This window comes from Pseudomonas sp. EU05-FHT14B02 (assembly GCF_058791055.1).
On sequence record NZ_JBYTDD010000005.1, the window covers coordinates 204,407 to 220,689 of the forward strand.

Here is a 16,283-nt window from a genome sequence, read left to right on the forward strand (position 1 = left end):
GCCGATGGCGGCCACCCTAACCACAGCGCTGCCTGCGGGCAAGATCAGCTTGCGGATTGCCTGACCTTGGCGCGCATTTTATCGGCCATGGCGGTCATTTCGTTGTAGAGCAATTGCGGGTTCTTCTGCTTGATCGCCCAGGCCATGCGGCCCTGTTCGTGGGGCAGAATCATGAACTCGCCGGCGGCGACCTGCCGATAGATGTAGTCGGCGATGTCGGCGGCGCTGATGGGCGAGCTTTCCAGCAACTTGCCGACCTGGGCTTTCATGGCCGGGGTCGGGCCACGGAAGGAGTCCAGCAGGTTAGTCTGGAAGAACGACGGACACACCACATGTACGCCGACTTCCTGATGTGCCAGCTCGATCAGCAGGCTTTCGGACAACGCCACTACGCCCGCCTTGGCCACGTTGTAGTTGCTCATCGCCGGGCCTTGCATCAGCGCGGCCATGGACGCGATGTTGATGATCTTGCCTTTGCTTTTTTCCAGCAGTGGCAGGAAAGCCTTGCAGCCCTTGACCACGCCCATCAGGTTGATCGCGATCTGCCAGTCCCAGTCCTCCAGGGACAACTCACTGAAGAACCCGCCAGACGCTACACCCGCGTTATTGACGATGACATCGATGCCGCCGAGTTTGACCTCGCAGGCCTGGGCGAACGCTGTCAACTGGCTGTAATCGCGTACGTCGCAGCGCTGGATGAAACCGTCGCCGCCCGCTTCGCGAACCAGCTTGAGGGTTTCCTGCAAGCCGGGCTCGCTGACGTCCGACAAAGCCAGTTGCCAGCCTTCACGCGCCCAGCGCAGCGCGATTTCGCGACCCAGGCCAGAGCCTGCACCAGTGATCATCATGCGATTTTGCATAGCAGACAGCCTTGTTGTTCTTGGAAGATGCACCGAGTGTAGCGAAGGAAATTGCCCGACCCACGCTCCATCAGATTGCTGAATGGCCCGAGCAAACTGCGGGAGCGTCTTACGCAATCAAGGCAACTACAAAAAATAAGAACCCGTGCGAAATACTTCAAAAAAACTTGGAATTTTCCTGCAAGCGCAACAGTCCGAATTTTTAAGCAGCTCGAATTTACTTCATTCCCGCTGACCTTGATTGGCATGGTCAATCCACTGCATTTTCGACAAGGAAATAGACATGGGCACAATACTGATCATCATTCTGATCCTGTTACTGATCGGTGGTTTACCGGTCTTCCCGCACTCCAGAAGTTGGGGTTACGGCCCGTCCGGTATCATCGGCGTCGTATTGGTGGTGCTGTTGATCCTGCTCTTGCTTGGCCGAATATAAGTATCCGCCAGGCAAAAAAAAGAGGCCCTTGAAGGGCCTCTTTTCTATTGCGTCACAACTTAGTCCGGCTTGCCATCAATGACACCGGCGGTGTTGTCCAGCAGGCTCTTGGTCGCTGTTTGCAGGAACGCTTCGAGCTTGAGTTTCAACTCGGCGGTACGCGGCGCATCAGCAATGACTTCGGCGCGAGGGTTGGCACCCAATTCATACTGATACAACTTCGGCGCCATGTCCTTGTCCTTCGGCAGGACCAGAATCTGGTCCGCGGTGAGGACGGCCGTGGTCTGCTCGCTGCCCGACGGCTTGATCACCCCAATACCGGCGTCGCCTTCCGGCAGGTTGAGCAGGTCGCGTCCCCAGCACTGATGACGTACTTCGCCACCGATGCGGCCCATGATGGTCGGCACGATGTCGATCTGAGTGCCCACGGTGTGGTCACGCTGGCCGAACTTTTCCTGGATGCCCGGCGCGATCATCAGCATCGGCACGTTGAAGCGGCCCAGGTCCATTTCGGTGATCTGCCGTTCGTTACCAAAACCGTGATCACCGACGACGACAAACAGGGTTTCCTTGAAGTACGGCTCCTTGCGGGCCTTTTCAAAGAACTGGCCCAGTGCCCAGTCCGAGTAACGCATGGCGGTCAGGTGTTCGTTCAGGTTGCCACGATCGGTCACGCGCTCGACCGGCAATGGCGTCGGCAAGGCGTAAGGCGTGTGGTTGGACAGGGTTTGCAGCAAGGCATAGAACGGCTTGCCATTTTCCCGCGCCTTGAGCTCCACCAGGCCACGGTCGAACATGTCCTGGTCGGACACGCCCCAGGTCGGATCAGAGAACACCGGATTCACGAAATCGTTACGGCCGATGAAGTTGGTCATACCCTGGTTGCTGAAGAAACCCGACTGGTTGTCCCAGGCGAAATCGCCGTTGTAGACATACACGTCGTCGAAGTCACGGGCGCTGAGCAACTGCGGCAGACCGGACAGCTTGTGGCTGCCTTCCGGGGTCTGCATCAGATATTCGAAGCCAGGCAGGTTCGGGAAACAGGCCATGGTGGCGAACATGCCCTGGTGGGTATGGGTACCGTTGGAGAAGAAGCGGTCGAACAGCAAGCCTTCCTTCGACAGTTTGTCGAGGTACGGCGTGATGTTGCCCGGCCCACCCAGTGCACCCACCGAGTGACCGGCCATGCTTTCCATCAGGATCACGACGACGTTCTTGATCGGCAAGGTCTTGTCGGCTGGCGGGGTGTAATCGCGACGTACCGCCGCGGTCTCGCCATCCACCAGTTTGTCATCCGCCATCACCAGCATGTCACGCACCACTTGCTGGGCTTGTGGCTGTGGCAGCGTGGCTTTCCAGATATTGTCGCGATCCTCGGACATCCGGCTCTTGGCGGCGGCGACCAGAGAAAGCGTACCGTTGAGACCCAACTGGTTGGCGAAGTTGGAATCTGTGGTGTAGACATCACCCCAGCGCATCGGCGGGCCTTGGCGCAAGGTGCCACGGGCCGCGACGACGCAGATCAGCAGGCAAACCACGAACACGCCAATGCGTGCATACCACGGCGCGACCTTGCGAGTGCCGATACTGCCGCCACTGAACGGGCCACGAGGGCGGGTCGCACGGTCGGCGCCCTTGAATGCCATGCTCAGGATCACGGTACCCAGAGCCCACGCCAGCAGATAGCGGACCACCGGAAAACCATACCAGAGCATGCTGGCCACGGTTTTCGGGTCTTCCTTGACGTACTGGAAGACCAGGCCGTTGAGGCGCTGGTGGAATTCACGATAGAAGTCCATCTCCATCAGGCCCAGGAACAGCGCGATGCTGGAGACCACTGTCAGCCAGAGTCGGAACAGCCCACGTGCCGCCATGGCCCGGGCGCTGAACAAGGCCAGCAGCAACGGAATACTGAGATAGACCACCAGGCGCAGGTCGAAACGCAGACCGTTGGCGAATGCCTCGAGGAAGGTCGAGGCCGGTGTGTCGAGGATCATCGAGCTGTTGTAAGCCAGCAGCGCGACGCGCAGCAGGCTGAACATGACCATCATGACCAGGGCACACAACAGCGTGTAGGCCAGATGCGATTTGACGGTCGGTTGCAGCAGGCGACTAGAAGCTCGCTGCTGACTCAGGGCGTCCGGGATTGCCATGTCGTTTTAGGACCCATTGGAAGTTGAAGTTTCAAAAATACAGCTGCGCCTTGCCCTCTTTTCGACCCGTACCAGGCCTGGGGGTTTGCGCGGTGCGCAAATGTTGCACGATCAACGGCAGCATTGCCATTGATAACTACCCTCATCCCGAGTCTTTCATCCTGTATTCAGCCATACGCAGCGCGTTGCGGGAGAGTCGGCGAATTGTCTTGGAAAGTGGGTGAAAATTTCGTGCAACGCATATCCGGAAACAAATTAAAGCCTGAGCATCGTTCAAAAAAGCAAACGCCCCGATCGAGGCGGGGCGCTATGAAGTCACCTCAAAAGAGTGACACATTTACTTCTCGGCGCGTTCCTTGAGGGCTTTCAAGGTATTGAACGGGGCATCCACCACGAACTTGTTGGCCACCATCGACGGCACACTGCCGCCCGGCTCGGTGTGCACCTGATAGGTCACTTCGATCTGGTCGCCCTTGGGTACAAACTTCCAGAAACCGTCGACCTTGGCGACCCGGACGAAGCCTTTTTCTTCAGGAATGTATTTCGGCACGCCTTCGAGCTTGCGAGTCAGGCTGCCATCGGCCCCTTCGATGGTGGTGATGTGCAACACCGAATCACGGGGAGTAACCGGCCACGGGGTGTTGAACTGAGTGTAGGTCCAGCTTTGCTCACCTTCGTGCTTGAGCAGCTTCTGGGTTTTGCATTCGTGAATCCAGGCGCAGGCTCCGGACACGTCGTCCTGCAGCGCACGCAACTTGGCCACGGTGGTCTTCATCAGCGTGACGCCCTGGTAGGCCTTGTAGTCGGAGCCAGCCACTTCGCTCAAGGAGATCTTGATGCCCTCTTCGTCTTTCTTGACCTTCCAGTCTTCGGCCTGGGCCGTCGAGGTAGCCAGCACAACCGCCAAACCACATAGCACAGCAATACGATGCAACGAACCCATAGTCTTATTCCTTATTGTTGAAGTTCCGTTCGTTGGGCTTGCACCTCCGATCACCTTCAGGTTTCCGGAGGTGCTCGGAGGTGCAAGCCCACATATCACGCCGCCGTCATTTGCTCCCACCAGCCGATCAGCCGGATGGCTTCTTCGCTGCTGCTTCCGCACACCTCGGGGTCGGCCTCGAAGGCAGAACACACCGCCGGTCGTTCCGGTTGGCCGAAAATGCTGCACAGGTTATCCGGGGAAAGTTGCAGGCAACGCTGTCCCGCGGCTTTGCCATTGGGCATACCGGGAATCGGCGAACTGATGGAAGGGGCAATGCAACACGCACCACAGCCCTCACGGCATTTCATGACGACAAGCTCCTCGCGACGAGCAATGTGTTAAAGGACGGGGCACAGAGTACCCGCTAAAACAGTTGTTTTAAATTACCTGCGAGCGGGTTTTTCAACGCAAACGAGCATGACCGGGCAGTCTCCGACAAAGCGTCTGCACTGCGGCGCGCGGATCTTGACGACTTACTGTTTGAACTCGAAATCCAGTGCTGCGCCTTCGACCTCGCGGCGCTCTTCATTTCGCAGTTGCAGCTGCATTTCATTACTGAGCAGACGGCCGTTGAGCTGGAACGGACTGCTGCCGCTTTTGTCACCGAACATCTGGGGCAACAGCGGTTCACGCTTGGTCAACGGTACCGTTCCGACCGGCTTCAGTTCTTGAACCATGTCCTTGGGCAAGCTCAGGTCCAGATTGGCGGATGGAAGCTCAGTCTTGACCACTTCGCTGGCCGGTTTCGATTTGGAGGCAACGGGTGGATGCTTTTTCGCGGGCGCCGCCGGTTTTTTGGCCGACGAGGCTTTTTTTGCAGGTTCGGATTTTATCGGTGCTACGTGAAAACTGCCGGTGGCCTGTTCCTGCTCGGGAGCGGCAACGACGGATGCCGGCTGAATACTCGCAATCAGGCAGAGCCAAAGCCAGGCGGCAGGAAGAATCGGTTTCATGTATCCCACGGTGGGTGCAAACGGCAGAGGTACATATGCTCGCCTGTTGCAGCCCACAAGACAAGCGCAGTCGCAGCCCGTTACAAACCGCCAGCCATCTCCTGGCAAAGTTGGGTGGCCAGCATGCCCAAGGTCATCAATGCACGCTCGGCCTCGCGGTTCCACGGGATGCCGCAGTTGAGCCGGATGCAGTGATTGAATTGCTCGGTATTACTGAAGATCAGTCCTGGCGCGATACTGATGCCCTGCTGCAATGCCCGCACGTGCAACTCTTGCGTGTTGACCCGCCCCGGCAGACTGACCCACAGAATGAAGCCGCCGGTAGGTCGGGTCATCTGCGTACCTTCAGGAAAATACTGTTGCACGGCCAATTGGAAGGCACTGAGGTTTTTCCGGTACTCCTGACGGATGAAGCGCAAATGCCGGTCGTACCCGCCATTTTCCAGGTACGCGGCAATGCCCATCTGGGTCACGCTGCACGCGGAATGCGTACTGAAGGTCTGCAAGCGCTGGATTTCCTGCTGGTACTTGCCGGCAATCATCCAGCCGATCCGCACGCCAGGCGACAGGGTCTTGGAGAAGCTCGAGCAATAGATCACCCGGTCCAGCCGATCGTAGGCCTTGAGAGACTTGGTGCGCCCCTGCTCGAACATCAGCTCGCCGTAGATATCGTCTTCGACAATCTGGATATCGAAGTCTGACGCCAGGCGCAGCAATTGTTTCTGCCGCTCCTCCGGCATGGTGCCGCCCAACGGATTGCTCAGGCGGGTGGTCAGCACCAACGCCTTGATCGACCATTGGTTGGCCGCCAGTTGCAGGGCTTCCAGGCTCATGCCCGTGGCTGGATCACTGGGGATCTCGATGACCTTGAGACCCAACAGGTCGGCCAGTTGCAGCAACCCGTAATAGGTCGGCGACTCAGCTGCGATCAGATCGCCCGGACGGGTCAGCACACGCAAGGACATCTGCAGCGCATCGACGCAACCGTGGGTGATCACCACTTCCGACGGATCGACCACCACGCCTGCATCGCGCATGCGGATTGCCACCTGTCGGCGCAATGGCTCGAAACCAGGGCTGAACATGTAGCTGAAGGCCCGCGGGCTATGGAAACGGGTGACTTTGGCCAATTGCTGATGCAGTGCCCGCACCGGCAAATAGTCGACACTCGGCACCGCAGCGCCCAGTGGGAAGACACCTTCACGACGGGACTCGACCAGGACTTGCTGAATGATGCTGCTGCGGGTGACCAGCCCGGGGCGCTCGACACGGGCGATGTCCGGCGTCGGCGCGGTGAGTGCCGGCGTCTGGTGCACGTAGTAACCCGACTGCGGCCGAGCGCGAATCAGCCCCTGATCCTCGAGATTGGCATACGCCTGCAACACCGTTGCATGGCTGACATTGAGCTGCGAGCTCATCTTGCGTACCGAAGGCACGCGCTCCCCCGGCTGATAGACCCCACGGCGGATGTCTTCGGCCAGTTGTTGAGCAATACGTTGATAGAGCAAAAGATTGGTCATGACGCAGCACTCGATTTCACGGGCATTTTATTCTTGTGTGAAACAATACCGGAACAGTTTAGAAGTGTACGGGGACAGTTGCCACAATAGTCGACCGTACAGTGCAGTGTCAGCAAAATCTGTACTGTTTTGTGCGGTAATCGGCAGGCACAAAAAAGCCCGGCACTGCATGGCAGGCCGGGCTTTCCAGCGACGCAACCCTTAGCGGGCAGCGCCGAGCTGGCCCTTTTCGTCGGAAAACACAATTTCCACCCGACGATTCTGCGCCCGGCCCCGTTCCGACGCGTTCGCGTCCACCGGATACTCGTCGCCATAACCCTCGACCTGGATGCGCTTGTCGTCGATACCCAGGTCCATCAGCACGTCAGCCACCGATTGCGCGCGGTCGCGGGACAGCTTGAGGTTTTCCTGCTTGCCCCCGGTACTGTCCGTATAACCTTCGATCCGCACCACTCGCTTGGGGTTGAGTTGCAGAAACTGCACGATCTTCAACACCACACGGTTGGCCGACGGTTTCAATTCCGCTTCGCCGGTGTCGAACAGCATGTCGCCCAAGGTCATCACCAGACCGCGGTCGGTCTGGCTGGTCGTCAATGCCAGGATCTGCTCCTCGAGCCATTTGCCTTGTTGCTGCACGCTGAACAGTTTGGATTCACGCAATGCCAGTTGCAGACGCTGCCGCTCCAGTTCGAGTTTCGCCGCTTGCTCTTCGTTGAGCACCTGATTGGTGTGCTCCCGGGCAATGGCGCTGTAGCGCTGGCTCAGGTAGGCGTAATGCACTACGTCCGAACCGCTGCCCCAATAGCTGGACAGGCGATCGGCACGGGCCAGGGACTCACCGGCGCGAATCACGTCCTTGGGGGCGATTCGCAGCACATTGGAGTCTTCCTTGACCTTCTGAAAGTCGGCACCGGCCTGCTGCAACGCGGATTCGCTGTGCTGGCTGACGCAGCCAAAGAGGCTCGCGCAGCCTGCCAGGATCAAACCGCCGAGGGCTTTGCTCTTGAGGCTCATTGGGCATCTCCCAGTTGCTTGCGCAGGCGGGCGATGCGGGTGTTGAGCACGTTCAACTGTTCCTCGCTCTTGGCCGTCAACACCTTGGCTTCAGCCAGGCGCGCATCGAGTTCGGCCTGTTCGGCTCGCATGCGTGCGTTTTTGAAGGATTGATCGGTCATGTTGCCCTTGGCACGGTTGAACTTGTCTTCGGCCAGTTTCATTTCCGGCACATCGTCGGCGGTGGCGCCTACGGCTTTGGCCTGTTCGAGTGCCTGTTCGGTCAGGCGAATCTGTTCATTCGGCGCAGGATCGGTTGCACAGCCCGCCAGGGCGGCAAAGGCCACGGCAGCGAAAAGAGGTCGAATACTCACTGAAAATCCTTACTGTTTGGGGTACTGACGGGTTGTTGCGGGGGGCTTGGCTGCGGTTGTGAGCGTTGTGCTTTCCATCGCTCGATATTGCGCATCAGCACGGCCTCCGTCAGTCCGGACGCGGGCAATTCTGTCATCTTTTTGGCCAACTGTCCGCGCAACCACGGATCGTTGCAGGCCGAGTCATGGGAAATCGCCAGGTACAGGCCAGGTTTGTCGACCGGTTGCGAGCGCGCGACCAGGTCAGCGGCCATGCCCAGTGCCTGTGCGGTCGCCATGCCCGAGTAACGCCCTGCCAGTACAAACTCGACCTCGCCCAACAGCAGTTTCTGAAAGGCCTGGGTCAGATTGGACGTGCGAGTGAGGGTCAGTTGCTGTTCGGCAAAGGTGCTGAATTGCGGGGTCATTCGGGCCTTTTCCGACACAGCACCGGGATGGCCGTGCAGGTCCTGTGCATCGTTGTAGACCAGTGTCGAGTCCTTGCGAGTCCAGACCAGATAATCGTTTTCCAGCAAGGCTGGATGGATGTAGTCCAGGGTCTCCAGCTCGCTGACGGTCAACGTCACGTCCGCCAGCATGTCCATGCGCCCGCTGCGCACCTCCTCCAGGGCCTGGGCGCGTTTGCCGGCATAAAGCAGTTCGACCTTGAGCCCCAACTCCCCCGCCACTTGCTGCAACAAATCGGCGCTGGCACCGATCAGGTATTTGGGGTTGTGCGGATCTTGCCACAGGTACGGCGGTGCGTCCGGGCTGCCGGTGACCACCAGCCGCTCGCATTTGCCTGCTGCTTCGGAAAGTATCGGCAAAGTCGTCAGCCCCAGCAGCAACGGCCAACAGTAAAATCGGCGCAGATCCATGGCAATGCACTCCAATCACCCGGTTATATCGCCTGTAGGAGCGAGCTTGCTCGCGATAGACTCAAAGGCGCCGCGTTTTTTCAGAATGAACGCGTCATCGTTAACGTCCATCGCGAGCAAGCTCGCTCCTACAGAATGAAGAGCAAAAAAAAGCCCGACCAAAAGGCCGGGCTCTTTATAAGTGAAGCAGCCGGATTAGACCAGCTTCTCCAACTCAGGGATGGCTTCGAACAGGTCCGCCACCAGGCCGTAATCGGCCACCTGGAAGATCGGCGCTTCTTCGTCCTTGTTGATCGCAACGATCACTTTGGAGTCTTTCATGCCGGCCAGGTGCTGGATCGCGCCGGAGATACCGACGGCGATGTACAGCTGTGGAGCAACGATCTTGCCGGTCTGACCGACCTGCATGTCGTTCGGAACAAAACCTGCGTCGACCGCGGCGCGCGATGCACCGACGGCAGCGCCCAGCTTGTCGGCCAGGGCGTACAGGTGTTTGAAGTTGTCGCCATTCTGCATGCCGCGACCGCCGGAAACGACGATCTTGGCAGCGGTCAGTTCCGGACGATCGGACTTGGCCAGCTCTTCGCCAACGAAGCTGGAGATGCCAGCGTCGTGGGCAGCGCCAACAGCTTCAACGGCAGCGGAGCCACCTTCGGCTGCAACCGGGTCGAAACCGGTGGCACGCACGGTGATCACCTTGACCGCAGCGTTCGACTGAACGGTAGCGATGGCGTTACCGGCGTAGATCGGGCGCTTGAAGGTGTCAGCGCTTTCTACCGAGATGATCTCGGAGATCTGGTCAACGTCCAGTGCAGCGGCAACGCGCGGCAGGATGTTTTTGCCGTTGGAAGTAGCGGCAGCCAGGATGTGGCTGTAGCCCTTGCCCAGCTCTGCAACCAGAGGAGCGACGTTTTCCGGCAGCTGGTGAGCGTAGGCAGCGTTATCGGCTACCAGCACTTTAGCCACGCCAGCGACTTTCGCAGCGGCTTCAGCCACGGCGCCAGCGCCCTGGCCAGCGACCAGAACGTGGATGTCACCACCAATTTTGGCGGCAGCAGCAACAGTGTTCAGCGTGGCCGGAGCCAGCACTTTGTTGTCGTGTTCAGCAATAACCAAGATAGTCATTTAGATTACCTTCGCTTCGTTTTTCAGTTTCTCGACCAGTTCAGCCACCGACTTGACCTTGATACCCGCGCTGCGTGCAGCCGGCGCTTCGACTTTCAAAGTCTTGTTGGTGGAGGCGGTGGAAACGCCCAAAGCATCCGGAGTCAGCACTTCGAGAGGCTTCTTCTTGGCTTTCATGATGTTTGGCAGAGACGCGTAGCGCGGCTCGTTCAAACGCAGGTCGGTGGTGACGATCGCCGGCAGTTTCAGGGAAACTGTCTGCGCGCCGCCGTCGATTTCACGGGTCACAGCTACGCTGTCGCCGCTGATTTCGACTTTCGAAGCGAACGTGCCCTGACCGTAGCCGCTCAATGCAGCGAGCATCTGGCCAGTCTGGTTGTTGTCGCTGTCGATAGCCTGTTTGCCAAGGATCACCAGCTGAGGCTGTTCCTTGTCGACAACAGCTTTCAACAGTTTGGCAACAGCCAGGGAAGTCAGGTCTTCGGCGGACTCGACGAGGATGGCGCGGTCGGCACCCAGAGCCAGCGCAGTGCGCAGTTGCTCTTGAGCGGTGGACGGGCCTACGGAGACGACGACGATTTCAGTCGCAACACCCTTCTCTTTCAGGCGTACGGCTTCTTCCACGGCGATTTCGCAGAACGGGTTCATCGACATCTTGACGTTGGCAAGATCGACGCCGGAATTGTCCGCCTTGACGCGAACCTTGACGTTGTAATCCACAACGCGTTTGACAGCTACAAGAACCTTCATGGATTCCTCGTTACTCTCCGGTGAAAAGAAAGTCGCCTAGGCGAACCTGGCGGTTGATGCTCATCGGGCGCAAGGGCACCTCCAAAAACGCCGGCAAAGCGGTCAAGTGATCATCGCTCATGATCTGGATGACCGTTCGTCAGTGGTGACTGACGAGTCATTCAACATCGCGGCGTGTAAACTGCACATCAAACCCGCGCAGCGCATCACTCTCTACTGCCATCGCCCTGTCTTTAGAGGTGCTCTTGTAACCAACAGTCAGCCTACGGCGAGCGCAAAACCGCCCGTATCTTGACCGGAACGCCTATTCCGGTCAATACGCCAAAATGGCCGTTCATAAGGCGCGTGACTTTGATTTCTCTGGCTTTGAGCCAATTCAAACAAACGTTTGTATTGGACGCTGAGAGTGGTGTAGATATAATGCGCCACCAAAAGAGAAAGGTGGTCAATCGATTGTCCTCTTCCGGCGTTGCGCCGGAATTCATGGATGCGACACCCGACTTCCAAATTAGAAAAAAACTGTTGAGCCTTGAGTAGGAGATAACCTGTGGAACGCGAATACATGGAATTCGACGTGGTCATCGTCGGTGCCGGCCCCGCTGGTCTTTCCGCCGCCTGCCGCTTGAAGCAGAAGGCCGCCGAAGCCGGTAAGGAAATCAGCGTCTGCGTGGTCGAAAAAGGCTCCGAAGTCGGTGCTCACATTCTGTCCGGCGCCGTGTTCGAACCACGGGCCCTGAACGAACTGTTCCCGAACTGGAAAGAACTCGGCGCGCCGCTGAACACGCCCGTCACCCGCGACGACATCTTCGTGCTCAAGAACGCTGAAAGCGCGCAGAAAATCCCAGACTTCTTTGTGCCCAAGACCATGCACAACGAAGGCAACTACATCATCTCCCTGGGCAACCTGTGCCGCTGGCTGGCCCAGCAGGCTGAGAACCTGGGCGTGGAAATCTACCCTGGCTTCGCCGCTCAGGAAGCGCTGATCGACGAAAACGGCGTGGTTCGCGGGATCATCACCGGCGACCTGGGCGTTGACCGCGAAGGCAACCCTAAGGAAGGCCTGTACACTCCTGGCATGGAACTGCGTGGCAAGTACACGCTGTTCGCCGAAGGTTGCCGTGGCCACATCGGCAAGCAACTGATCAAGCGCTTCAACCTGGACACCGACGCTGATGCCCAGCACTACGGCATCGGCCTGAAGGAAATCTGGGAAGTCGACCCGGCCAAGCATCAGCCAGGCCTGGTAGTGCACACCGCCGGTTGGCCGATGGACATCATGGGCACCGAAAACACCGGTGGCTCGTTCCTCTATCACCTGGAAAACAACCAGGTCGTGGTTGGCCTGATCGTCGACCTGTCCTACAGCAACACCTACCTGTCGCCGTTCGACGAGTTCCAGCGTCTCAAGCATCACCCGGTGCTTGCTCAGTACCTGGAAGGCGGCAAGCGCATCAGCTACGGCGCACGTGCCATCTGCAAGGGCGGCCTGAACTCGCTGCCGAAAATGGTGTTCAAGGGCGGCGCGCTGATCGGTTGCGACCTCGGCACCCTGAACTTCGCCAAGATCAAAGGCAGCCACACCGCGATGAAGTCCGGCATGCTCGCCGCTGAATCCGTGGCCGAGGCGCTGTTCGCCGAGAAGGACGGCACCGAAGAGCTGACCACTTACGTCGACGCGTTCAAGAAGAGCTGGCTCTACGAAGAACTGTTCGCCAGCCGCAACTTCGGCCCGGCGATCCACAAGTTCGGCGCCATCGTCGGCGGCGGCTTCAACTGGCTCGACCAGAACATCTTCGGCGGCAAACTGCCGTTCACCCTGCACGACACCAAGCCGGATTACGCTTGCCTCAAGCTCGCGGCCGACTGCAAGAAGATCGACTACCCGAAACCGGACGGCAAGATCAGCTTCGACAAACTCAGCTCGGTGTTCATCTCCGGTACCAACCACGAAGAAGAGCAGCCATGCCACTTGAAGCTGGCCGACGCGAGCATCCCGATCAGCAAGAACCTGCCGCTGTACGATGAGCCGGCACAGCGTTACTGCCCGGCCGGCGTGTATGAAGTGATCACCAAGGAAGACGGCGAGAAGCGCTTCCAGATCAACGCCCAGAACTGCGTTCACTGCAAGACCTGCGACATCAAGGACCCTGCACAGAACATCACCTGGGTGGCGCCGGAAGGTGCTGGCGGCCCGACTTACCCGAACATGTAAGCCGAACCGCTGAACATCAAGGCTCCCGAAACGGGGGCCTTTTTGTTGCGTGCGATTCAGGACATAACACCGCCCCCTGTGGGATCTATTACCAACTCAGGCAGCGCGTTCATCCCCGGGATTACGCTCGAAGTACCGCTTGTACTCGCGACTGAACTGCGACGTGCTCTGATACCCCACCCGATGCGCCACCTGCGCTACACCCAGCCCCTCCCCCACCAACAACTGCTGCGCCCGCAGCAGACGCAATCGCTTCAGGTACTGCACCGGTGACAACAAGGTGCTGCGCTTGAAATGCTCGTGAAAGGTCGACGCACTCATGTTCGCGCAACTGGCCAGGGTCTCGACGTTAAGCGGCTCGGCGAAATGCGCATGCAGATGACTGAGGGATGCCGCGATCCGGGCGAACTGCCCCTGCTGCTCAACCAGTGCCCGCAACACATCGGCTTGCGGACCACGCAAAGCGACGAACAGCAACTCACGCAAACGCGCTTGCCCCATGATCTGGCATTCCAGCGGATCATGCAGGCAACGCAGCAGCCGCTCGACACAACCGCGCATGGCATCATCGAGCACTGCCGAGGTCATGGACTCCGGTGTTTGCGCCGGAATATGCCGCCCCGGCGCCAGGCCCATCGCCAACACCAACTCCCCCAGCATCACCCGGTCGATCGCGACGGAAACACCCAGCATCGGCCCGCTGGGCGCGGCAAAGGTTTCACACTCGAACGGCACCGGCAGCGCCTGAATCAGGTAATGCCCAGCACCATATTCCAGGGTACGCGGCCCCAGGTACGCCAGTTTGCTGCCCTGGGCGATGATCACCAGGCTCGGCTCATAGATCTGCGGCCCACGGGCCACGTCGCAACTGGCCCGCAGAACCTGTACGCCCGGCAATGCAGTCGGGACGAAACCGTCGCGAGTGGACAGCGGCTCGATCAGCGAAACCAGGGTGGCATTGGCATCAAGGTAACGGGTCAACAGCATCGGGGCTCTTCACAAAAAAGGTCACGGAATAAGGGACGAAAGCATCATCGCAGGTCTGATTGCCAATGGGTTCGAACAGACGCGGATGCCGGAGGAATAGGCATGACACCCGGAGGAATCGCCATGGCCGGTACAGGGGACGACGCCCAGAATGCGCCACCTCACCCGTCAGCGCTTTTTGCGAGGTTCACCATGTACACCGCCATCGGATACGCCGCCCAGTCGGCCACCACTCCCCTCGCCCCCGTGAAATTCGAACGTCGCAGCCCAAGGCCTGACGACGTTGCCATCGAGATTCTCTACTGCGGCGTCTGCCATTCCGACATCCATCAAGCCCGCAACGAGTGGGGCATTGCCGTTTACCCGCTGATGCCTGGCCACGAAATCGTAGGCAAGGTGACCGCCGTGGGTGCGAGTGTCACCCAACATAAAGTCGGCGATCTGGTCGGTGTCGGCTGCATGGTCGATTCGTGCCGCAGCTGCGAAGCCTGCCAGGCCAACCTCGAGCAATACTGCCTCGAAGGTCCGACCATGACCTACGCCACCCCCGACCGCGTGGATGGCAGCAACACCATGGGCGGCTACTCCGACAGCATCGTGGTCAGCGAGCACTTTGTTGTGCGTATCCCGGAAAAACTGCCCCTGGCCAGCGCCGCGCCGATCCTGTGCGCCGGCATCACCACCTACTCACCGCTCAAGCACTACGGCGTGAAGGCCGGTGACAAGGTCGGGATTCTCGGCATGGGCGGCCTGGGCCACATGGGCATCAAGTTCGCCAAGGCCATGGGCGCCGAGGTGACCTTGTTCACCCGTTCGGCGAGCAAGGCCGAAGAGGCTCGTCGCCAGGGTGCGGACCATGTGATCGTGTCCACCGATGATGCCCGGATGCAGGCTGCGGCCGGGCACTTCGATTTCCTGCTCGACACCATTCCGGTGCAGCACGACCTCAACCCTTACCTCGATACGCTGCGATTCGACGGCGTACATATCCTGGTGGGGTTGATCGAACCGGTGGAGCCACCGGTACATGCCGCCAAACTGGTGTTGGGGCGTCGCGTGCTCGCCGGCTCGCTGATCGGCGGCATCGCCGAAACCCAGGAGGTGCTGGATTTCTGCGCCGAACACAACATCACCTGCGACATCGAGATGCTCGACATCCGCCAGATCAACGAGGCTTACGCCCGCATGATCGCCGGTGACGTGAAGTACCGCTTCGTCATCGACATGACGACCTTGAAAATCTAAACCTTAAAGCCAAGCTCCGCCGACAGCCGGGCCGTGACCCCTTTAATCAGGGGAATCAGCTCGGCCATTTTTTCCAGCGGCATGTAAGGCACGGTACTGGCAATGCTGATGCCGGCGACGATGCGCTTGCTGGCATCACGGATCGGAGCGGCCACACAGCGGATCGATGGCTCGTTGTCTTCCAGGTCGAACGCATAACCGCCGGCCACATACTCGACCATGCGCTGCTGAAACTGCTCCCAGGATTGCTCCGGGTGCTGCGGCCAGAACTGGTTTTTCCCACCCTCCGGCAGGCTGACTTCATACAGGCGCTGCCACTCTTGCGGTGAATCATCTAGCATCAGCGCCTTACCGATCCCGGTGCGCGCCAACGGCATGCGATGGCCGACCCGCGAACGCATTTCCGGGCCATTACGCCCCGGATTCTTGTGCAGGTACAGCACTTCGTCGCCTTCACGGATCGCCAGGTGAATGGTGTCGCCGGTCAACGCCGACAACTCATCCAGGTACGGCCCGGCCAGGGTTACCAACGGCAGTTCTTCACGGGCCTGAAAGCCCAGTTCGATCAATTTCGGCCCCAGCAAATAACCGACTTGCGGCACCACCCGCAGATAACGTTCGTCCACCAGGCAACTGGCCAGGCGATGGGTGGTGCTGCGCGTGGTGCCGATCAGCCGGGCAATTTCCTTGAGATCACGGGCACCGCTGGCCACGGCATGAACCACACCCAGACCACGAAGCAGGGTTTGGGTGCCGGTCGGCGCGGTGTCCTTGGCGATTTTTGGGGCGTCTTCCTGCATATCCAGCCTTTACCGTTGAGCGAGTAAACGGGC

16 protein-coding genes are annotated in these 16,283 nt (G+C 59.2%); 3 read left to right on the forward strand and 13 right to left on the reverse strand.

What is annotated here, in order from left to right; translation table 11 throughout:
* Positions 1–44: 44 nt before the first annotated feature.
* On the reverse strand, positions 45–860 hold the full coding sequence (locus AC3WTM_RS07565) for an SDR family oxidoreductase (protein ID WP_102671656.1): 816 nt from the start codon (positions 858–860) through the stop codon (positions 45–47).
* A 277-nt stretch (positions 861–1,137) separates the two neighbouring features.
* On the opposite strand from AC3WTM_RS07565, the gene AC3WTM_RS07570 reads away from it, so the two are divergent.
* Entirely contained in the window at positions 1,138–1,296 is a 159-nt protein-coding gene (locus AC3WTM_RS07570; RefSeq protein ID WP_172435350.1) for a DUF3309 family protein, read from the forward strand.
* Positions 1,297–1,355: 59 nt separating this feature from the next.
* Here AC3WTM_RS07570 and AC3WTM_RS07575 read toward each other — a convergent pair whose 3' ends face one another.
* The 10 genes from AC3WTM_RS07575 to AC3WTM_RS07620 all read right to left on the reverse strand — a co-directional run bounded on the left by AC3WTM_RS07575 (position 1,356) and on the right by AC3WTM_RS07620 (position 11,006).
* On the reverse strand, positions 1,356–3,449 hold the full coding sequence (locus AC3WTM_RS07575) for an LTA synthase family protein (protein WP_102671657.1): 2,094 nt from the start codon (positions 3,447–3,449) through the stop codon (positions 1,356–1,358).
* 337 nt (positions 3,450–3,786) lie between these two features.
* The gene (locus AC3WTM_RS07580; RefSeq protein ID WP_102671658.1) at positions 3,787–4,392 is read right to left on the reverse strand and encodes an START domain-containing protein; all 606 of its coding nucleotides are present in this window, start codon (positions 4,390–4,392) and stop codon (positions 3,787–3,789) included.
* Between the two features lie 95 nt (positions 4,393–4,487).
* The gene (locus AC3WTM_RS07585) at positions 4,488–4,742 is read right to left on the reverse strand and encodes a YkgJ family cysteine cluster protein (protein WP_008017747.1); all 255 of its coding nucleotides are present in this window, start codon (positions 4,740–4,742) and stop codon (positions 4,488–4,490) included.
* Between the two features lie 165 nt (positions 4,743–4,907).
* On the reverse strand, positions 4,908–5,387 hold the full coding sequence (locus tag AC3WTM_RS07590) for a translation initiation factor 2 (RefSeq protein WP_102671659.1): 480 nt from the start codon (positions 5,385–5,387) through the stop codon (positions 4,908–4,910).
* A gap of 80 nt (positions 5,388–5,467) precedes the next feature.
* Positions 5,468–6,907: an aminotransferase-like domain-containing protein gene (locus AC3WTM_RS07595; RefSeq protein WP_008050371.1), complete on the reverse strand. Its 1,440-nt coding sequence runs from the start codon at positions 6,905–6,907 to the stop codon at positions 5,468–5,470.
* Between the two features lie 201 nt (positions 6,908–7,108).
* A complete protein-coding gene (locus AC3WTM_RS07600; RefSeq protein WP_102671660.1) occupies positions 7,109–7,921 on the reverse strand; it encodes an OmpA family protein in 813 nt (270 codons plus the stop codon).
* Entirely contained in the window at positions 7,918–8,274 is a 357-nt protein-coding gene (locus AC3WTM_RS07605) for a DUF4398 domain-containing protein (RefSeq protein WP_056727192.1), read from the reverse strand. Before AC3WTM_RS07605 ends, AC3WTM_RS07600 begins: the two co-directional genes overlap by 4 nt.
* Positions 8,271–9,131: a substrate-binding periplasmic protein gene (locus AC3WTM_RS07610; RefSeq protein ID WP_102671661.1), complete on the reverse strand. Its 861-nt coding sequence runs from the start codon at positions 9,129–9,131 to the stop codon at positions 8,271–8,273. Before AC3WTM_RS07610 ends, AC3WTM_RS07605 begins: the two co-directional genes overlap by 4 nt.
* Before the next feature lie 195 nt (positions 9,132–9,326).
* Entirely contained in the window at positions 9,327–10,256 is a 930-nt protein-coding gene (locus AC3WTM_RS07615) for an electron transfer flavoprotein subunit alpha/FixB family protein (protein WP_008004325.1), read from the reverse strand.
* Positions 10,257–11,006, reverse strand: a complete 750-nt coding sequence (locus AC3WTM_RS07620) for an electron transfer flavoprotein subunit beta/FixA family protein (RefSeq protein WP_015093946.1) — start codon at positions 11,004–11,006, stop codon at positions 10,257–10,259.
* A gap of 547 nt (positions 11,007–11,553) precedes the next feature.
* Between AC3WTM_RS07620 and AC3WTM_RS07625 the strand changes: the two genes are divergently transcribed.
* The gene (locus AC3WTM_RS07625; protein WP_102671663.1) at positions 11,554–13,218 is read left to right on the forward strand and encodes an electron transfer flavoprotein-ubiquinone oxidoreductase; all 1,665 of its coding nucleotides are present in this window, start codon (positions 11,554–11,556) and stop codon (positions 13,216–13,218) included.
* 96 nt (positions 13,219–13,314) lie between these two features.
* Here AC3WTM_RS07625 and AC3WTM_RS07630 read toward each other — a convergent pair whose 3' ends face one another.
* Positions 13,315–14,205 (reverse strand): AraC family transcriptional regulator, encoded by an 891-nt coding sequence (locus AC3WTM_RS07630; protein WP_102671664.1) that lies wholly within the window; start codon positions 14,203–14,205, stop codon positions 13,315–13,317.
* Between the two features lie 192 nt (positions 14,206–14,397).
* Between AC3WTM_RS07630 and AC3WTM_RS07635 the strand changes: the two genes are divergently transcribed.
* On the forward strand, positions 14,398–15,450 hold the full coding sequence (locus AC3WTM_RS07635; protein ID WP_102671665.1) for an NAD(P)-dependent alcohol dehydrogenase: 1,053 nt from the start codon (positions 14,398–14,400) through the stop codon (positions 15,448–15,450).
* On the opposite strand, the gene AC3WTM_RS07640 is transcribed toward AC3WTM_RS07635, so the two are convergent.
* Positions 15,447–16,250 carry an IclR family transcriptional regulator gene (locus AC3WTM_RS07640; protein WP_102671666.1) on the reverse strand — a complete coding sequence of 268 codons (804 nt, stop codon included), beginning with the start codon at positions 16,248–16,250 and terminating at the stop codon, positions 15,447–15,449. The genes AC3WTM_RS07635 and AC3WTM_RS07640 overlap by 4 nt on opposite strands.
* Between the last annotated feature and the right edge of the window lie 33 nt (positions 16,251–16,283).

Bases quoted from the DNA above. Each gene is read 5' to 3' on its own strand.
- AC3WTM_RS07585 (WP_008017747.1), bottom strand. From the start codon at position 4,742: ATGAAATGCCGTGAGGGCTGTGGTGCGTGTTGCATTGCCCCTTCCATC.
- AC3WTM_RS07580 (WP_102671658.1), bottom strand. From the start codon at position 4,392: ATGGGTTCGTTGCATCGTATTGCTGTGCTATGTGGTTTGGCGGTTGTG.
- AC3WTM_RS07640 (WP_102671666.1), bottom strand. From the start codon at position 16,250: ATGCAGGAAGACGCCCCAAAAATCGCCAAGGACACCGCGCCGACCGGC.
- AC3WTM_RS07620 (WP_015093946.1), bottom strand. From the start codon at position 11,006: ATGAAGGTTCTTGTAGCTGTCAAACGCGTTGTGGATTACAACGTCAAG.
- AC3WTM_RS07615 (WP_008004325.1), bottom strand. From the start codon at position 10,256: ATGACTATCTTGGTTATTGCTGAACACGACAACAAAGTGCTGGCTCCG.
- AC3WTM_RS07635 (WP_102671665.1), top strand. From the start codon at position 14,398: ATGTACACCGCCATCGGATACGCCGCCCAGTCGGCCACCACTCCCCTC.
- AC3WTM_RS07565 (WP_102671656.1), bottom strand. From the start codon at position 860: ATGCAAAATCGCATGATGATCACTGGTGCAGGCTCTGGCCTGGGTCGC.
- AC3WTM_RS07575 (WP_102671657.1), bottom strand. From the start codon at position 3,449: ATGGCAATCCCGGACGCCCTGAGTCAGCAGCGAGCTTCTAGTCGCCTG.
- AC3WTM_RS07630 (WP_102671664.1), bottom strand. From the start codon at position 14,205: ATGCTGTTGACCCGTTACCTTGATGCCAATGCCACCCTGGTTTCGCTG.
- AC3WTM_RS07610 (WP_102671661.1), bottom strand. From the start codon at position 9,131: ATGGATCTGCGCCGATTTTACTGTTGGCCGTTGCTGCTGGGGCTGACG.
- AC3WTM_RS07590 (WP_102671659.1), bottom strand. From the start codon at position 5,387: ATGAAACCGATTCTTCCTGCCGCCTGGCTTTGGCTCTGCCTGATTGCG.
- AC3WTM_RS07595 (WP_008050371.1), bottom strand. From the start codon at position 6,907: ATGACCAATCTTTTGCTCTATCAACGTATTGCTCAACAACTGGCCGAA.
- AC3WTM_RS07600 (WP_102671660.1), bottom strand. From the start codon at position 7,921: ATGAGCCTCAAGAGCAAAGCCCTCGGCGGTTTGATCCTGGCAGGCTGC.